This is a genomic window from Rhizobium alarense (assembly GCF_021555155.1).
Lineage (GTDB): Bacteria > Pseudomonadota > Alphaproteobacteria > Rhizobiales > Rhizobiaceae > Rhizobium_D > Rhizobium_D alarense.
Genome location: NZ_JAKGBU010000027.1, coordinates 52143 through 56881, shown reverse-complemented (window position 1 = coordinate 56881; position 4739 = coordinate 52143). Strand labels below are relative to the sequence as shown.

The 4739-nt window shown below is 64.4% G+C and carries 5 protein-coding genes; 4 read left to right on the top strand and 1 reads right to left on the bottom strand.

The features are described from left to right. Positions 1-72: 72 nt before the first annotated feature. Positions 73-1476 carry an aminotransferase-like domain-containing protein gene (locus LXM94_RS10790; protein ID WP_235771269.1) on the bottom strand — a complete coding sequence of 468 codons (1404 nt, stop codon included), beginning with the start codon at positions 1474-1476 and terminating at the stop codon, positions 73-75. Positions 1477-1843: 367 nt separating this feature from the next. Between LXM94_RS10790 and LXM94_RS10785 the strand changes: the two genes are divergently transcribed. From LXM94_RS10785 to LXM94_RS10770, 4 genes are all read left to right on the top strand, one after another. Next, positions 1844-2326: an MSMEG_0572/Sll0783 family nitrogen starvation response protein gene (locus tag LXM94_RS10785; protein WP_235771268.1), complete on the top strand. Its 483-nt coding sequence runs from the start codon at positions 1844-1846 to the stop codon at positions 2324-2326. Between the two features lie 60 nt (positions 2327-2386). Then, positions 2387-3430, top strand: a complete 1044-nt coding sequence (locus LXM94_RS10780; protein WP_235771267.1) for a Nit6803 family nitrilase — start codon at positions 2387-2389, stop codon at positions 3428-3430. After that, positions 3357-4475: an MSMEG_0568 family radical SAM protein gene (locus LXM94_RS10775; RefSeq protein WP_235771265.1), complete on the top strand. Its 1119-nt coding sequence runs from the start codon at positions 3357-3359 to the stop codon at positions 4473-4475. The genes LXM94_RS10780 and LXM94_RS10775 overlap by 74 nt, the downstream gene beginning before the upstream one ends. Next, positions 4472-4739: MSMEG_0567/Sll0786 family nitrogen starvation N-acetyltransferase (locus LXM94_RS10770; protein ID WP_329605604.1), on the top strand; the 268-nt coding region annotated here is incomplete at its 3' end. The genes LXM94_RS10775 and LXM94_RS10770, both read left to right, overlap by 4 nt.

Genomic DNA, 4739 nt, shown 5'->3' with positions numbered 1-4739 from the left:
CGCACACCTTCTTCTCCGCAATATGCATCGCCGCGACCGTCATCTTCTGGCTCTGATCAATGAGTCCTGAGCCTAGAAGAACGAGGCGGCCATCGCGGGTGGGCCTTCCAGCGCATGCGCCATGAAGTCGAGCGCGCCCCGCAGACGATCACGGGAAATCGGGCCGCCGAGGCAGACGCGGACCGCTTCGGGTGCCTCGCCGTTGACGGTGAAGGCATCGCTGGCGACGACGCCGATGCCCGCATTGCGCATATGGGCGCCGAAGGTCGAGCGGGTCCAGCCGTTGGTGAGCGGCAGCCAGATGTTGAAGCTGATCGGATCCGCCCTGAACGTGCCGCCGGGCAGGATCTCCGCCACCATCCTCTGCCGCGCCGCGGCCTCCGCGCGGATGAAGCGCAGGATGCCGTCAGCCGTGCCGTCCTCGATCCAGCGCGTTGCGAGCGCCACATTGAGCGGCGAGGCCATGACGTTGTTGGCGCGCACCGCACTTACGAAGGGCCAGATCGCCTTGGTGTCCGGCGCCACAACAAAGGCGAGACGCAATCCAGCACCGATGCATTTCGCAAGCCCGCCGATATGCCAGGTGAGATCGGGCGCGATCGCCGCAAGCGGCGGCGGCGCGTGCAGCGGGATGAAGCCGTAGGCATCATCCTCGATGATCGGCACGTGGTATTTTCGCGCGACGGCAGCGATCTCCTCGCGCCGCTTTTCCGGCATGGTGAGTGTCAGCGGGTTCTGCAGCGTCGGATTGAGATAGAGCGCCTTCGGTCCTGCCCGCTCGCAGGTCTCGGCAAAGGCGTCCGGCAGGATGCCGTCGGCATCCATGGGCAGACCGGCGAGCGTGAGCCGCAACTGGGCCGCAATCGAGCGCATGCCGGGATAGGTGATGTTTTCCGACAGAACGGTTTCGCCCGGCTTGGCAACCATGCTGAAAATGGCAAGCAGCGCCGGATGCGCGCCCGGCGTCACGAAGATACGCTCCTGCGACGGCACAAGCCCCCGCCGGCTGAGCCAGGCCGCCGCCGCTTCCTTGTCCATGCCGGAGCCACCGAAACCCTGGTAGCGCAGAAGCGGAATGAGGTTCGTCGCGACCGCCGACATTCCTTCGCGCATGCGTGCGATCAGGCCCGGATCGTCGGGTTCCGGCGGCATGTTCATCGAGAAGTCGACGGCGGACACGCGGCGCGGATCGGGCGCGGCGTCGGAAGCGAAGCCACGCCTGTCCTTGTCCGCTCCGCCGGTGACGAATGTGCCGCGCCCGACGTGGGAATCGACGAGGCCGCGCTTTTGCGCTTCGACGTAGCCGCGCGCAACGGTGGTGAAATCGATATTGAGGCGTTTCGCAAGAATGCGCTGCGGCGGCAACCGGTCTCCGACGGCGAGCACCCCGCTCCTCAGATCCATTTCGATCACGTCCGCGATCGCCATGTAGCGAGGGTTTGGAGATCGGCCGAGATCCGGGTGCCAGTCTTTCATGTCATATGCCGCGTTCGTGACGGAGGCGGCCGTTGCCGGCCCACATTGACCGTATATTGTTGCACGCCGATCCTGTCACGCGAAAATGGCGCCGCATCCACATGATGAAATGCCGTATCGCCATTTCGGCAAACAGATTTGATTGCAAATTGACTGCACTCATTTCATGCGTGCATGGATTCACTTTCATCATCCGATTGCCCGTCTAACCGTCACTTATCTGCCTGCGGTGTCACAATTGACTGCATTATTGTATGTGTAATGATGAAAATTGATTGCTATTTGTGCAAAATCAATCTGGCATGCGGATTGCAATTGAATGGCCGTAACCCCGTCGAGGGCCTGCGTACAACCACAGGAGCCATTCATGCCCGCAGTCACCAAACCAGCCCATGAGAAAGGCGACTTCTTCGTCGATTACGAGGAGAAGGTTTTCGAAGACGTCCAGGCCCAGCCCGGCGAGAAAGCACTCATCACCTTCCACACCGTTGCCTTCGAGGGCTCGATCGGTCTCGTCAACCTGCTGCAGGCCAAGCGCCTGAAACGCAAGGGATTCGAGACTTCAGTGCTGCTCTACGGCCCCGGCGTGACGCTCGGCGTGCAGCGCGGCTTCCCGAAACTCGGCGACGAGGCCTTTCCGGGGCACCTGAATTTCAACAACCAGATCACCGGTTTCATGGCGGAAGGCGGCAAGGTCTATGCGTGTCGCTTCGCCCTGCAGGCGCTCTACGGCCACGGCGAGCCGTCGCTCATCCCCGGGATCAAGCCGATCAGTCCGCTCGACGTGCTGGACCTCATCCTGATCCATCGCCGCGACGGTGCCTTCATCCTCGACACCTGGACGCTCTGACCCACCCGAGACCGGAGGCGGGTTTCCCTCCGCCTCCCGCCGGAGAAAGGAGGCATCGCCATGCCGACACCATCGATCGTCCGGGCTGCCGCGGCCCAGATCGCACCGGACCTCACCTCCCGCGAGAAGACGCTCGCGCGTGTCCTCGATACGATCCGCGAGGCGGCCGCGAAAGGCGCCGAGATCGTCGTCTTCCCGGAGACCTTCGTTCCCTGGTATCCCTATTTTTCCTTCGTGCTGCCGCCGGTTCTGTCCGGCCGCGAGCATGTCCGCCTCTATGAAGAGGCCGTCACGGTGCCGGGCGCGGCGACGCGGGCCGTCGCCGATGCCGCGCGGGAGCACGGGATCGTTGTGGTCCTCGGCGTCAACGAGCGCGACCACGGCTCGCTCTACAACACCCAGCTCGTCTTCGACGCCGACGGCAGGCTGATCCTGAAGCGCCGCAAGATTACGCCGACCTTCCATGAGCGCATGATCTGGGGCCAGGGGGACGGCTCGGGGCTGACCGTCGTCGACAGCCGTGTCGGACGCATCGGCGCACTTGCCTGCTGGGAACACTACAACCCGCTTGCCCGCTACGCGCTGATGGCCCAGCACGAGGAGATCCATGCCGCGCAGTTTCCGGGTTCGATGGTCGGACCGATCTTCGCGGAGCAGATGGAGGTGACGATCCGCCACCACGCGCTGGAAAGCGGCTGCTTCGTCATCAACGCCACAGGGTGGTTGACCGACGCGCAGATCCGCTCCGTGACGCCGGACGAGAGCCTGCAGAAGGCGCTGCGCGGCGGTTGCATGACGGCGATCATTTCGCCGGAGGGCAGACATCTCGCCCCGCCGATCACCGAGGGCGAGGGCATTCTCATCGCAGACCTCGACATGAGCCTTATCGTCAAGCGCAAGCGCATGATGGATTCGGTCGGGCACTACGCCCGGCCGGAACTGCTGCACCTCGTCGTCGACGACCGCGCGACGACGCCGATGGTCGCCGCTGAAACTTCCTTCGCACTTCCCGAGACAAGGACCACGACCGATGCGGACATCGACCCTTCTTCCGACCGAGACGCTGATCAACGAGTTGCAGTCCTTCGGAGCCAGGCTGGTTGACCCGAAGGCCGGCCACGAAAGCCGGCGCGGCGGGGCAGGACCGTCCGATCACAAGGCGATGACCATCGACGGCATGACCGTGATGGTGCCGGTGCATACCGCGCCGGCCTTCGAAAGTCCCTATCTCGTCGACAAGCCGGATGCGGCCGGCCGCAGCCGCATCAGCCGCGACGGCACCGTGCTGGGTGAGGTCTCCTTCCCCCTCAGGCCACGCTTCTACGAGCGCTCGACGGCCGACGGCATTCCCTATTCGCAGATCGCCGTGCTGCATGGACGCGACGTTTTGGCAACGACGGTGCTGCAAACCTGCATCCGCTACCAGAGCCGCACCAAGACCTGTCAGTTCTGCGCAATCGGCCAGTCGCTCGCCGCCGGCCGTACCGTTGCGCACAAGACGCCTGCGCAGCTTGCCGAGGTCGCCAAGGCCGCGGTGGAACTCGACGGTGTGCGGCACATGGTGATGACGACCGGCACGCCGAAGGGGTCCGACCGGGGCGCGTCCGTGCTCGCCGAGAGCGCCCGCGCCATCAAGGCAGCCGTCGATCTGCCGATCCAGGCCCAGTGCGAGCCGCCGGAGGACGACATCTGGCTTCAGGTCATGAAGAATGCCGGCATCGATGCGCTCGGCATGCATCTCGAGGTGGTCACCCCGGAGTTGCGCGCCCGAATCATGCCGGGCAAGGCGCAGGTGAGCGTCGAGAAATACATGGCGTCGTTCAAGGCGGCGGTCGACGTTTTCGGCCGTGGACAGGTCTCAACCTACATCCTTGCCGGGCTCGGTGACACGCGTGAGGCGATCCTCGACATCTGCGAAAGGCTGGTGGCAATCGGCGTCTACCCGTTCGTCGTGCCCTTCGTTCCGATCTCCGGCACGCCGCTCGAAAGCCATCCTGCGCCAAAGCCGGATTTCATGCATGCGATCCTCGGGCCACTTTCCCGAATGCTTGTCGACAGCGGTCTCAAGGCCGTGGACATCAAGGCGGGCTGCGGCAAGTGCGGCGCCTGCTCGGCCCTTTCCACCTATGAAAGGATGCTGACGAAATGATCTTCGAGCCGATCGAGCCCTACCGGGCCAGCGAGTTCCAGGTGAAATTCGCGACCTCCGACTGGGAGCGGCAGCAGGCCCATGCACTGCGCCGTGCCGTTTTCTGCGACGAGCAGCGGATCTTCGACGGCGACGACCGCGACGCGACGGATGACACGGCGATCCCGATCGTCGCGCTCTCGATGATGGGCGTCGCCGCCGACCGGCTGGTCGGCACGGTCCGCATTCAAGAGCCGGAGCCGGGTGTATGGTGGGGCTCCAGGC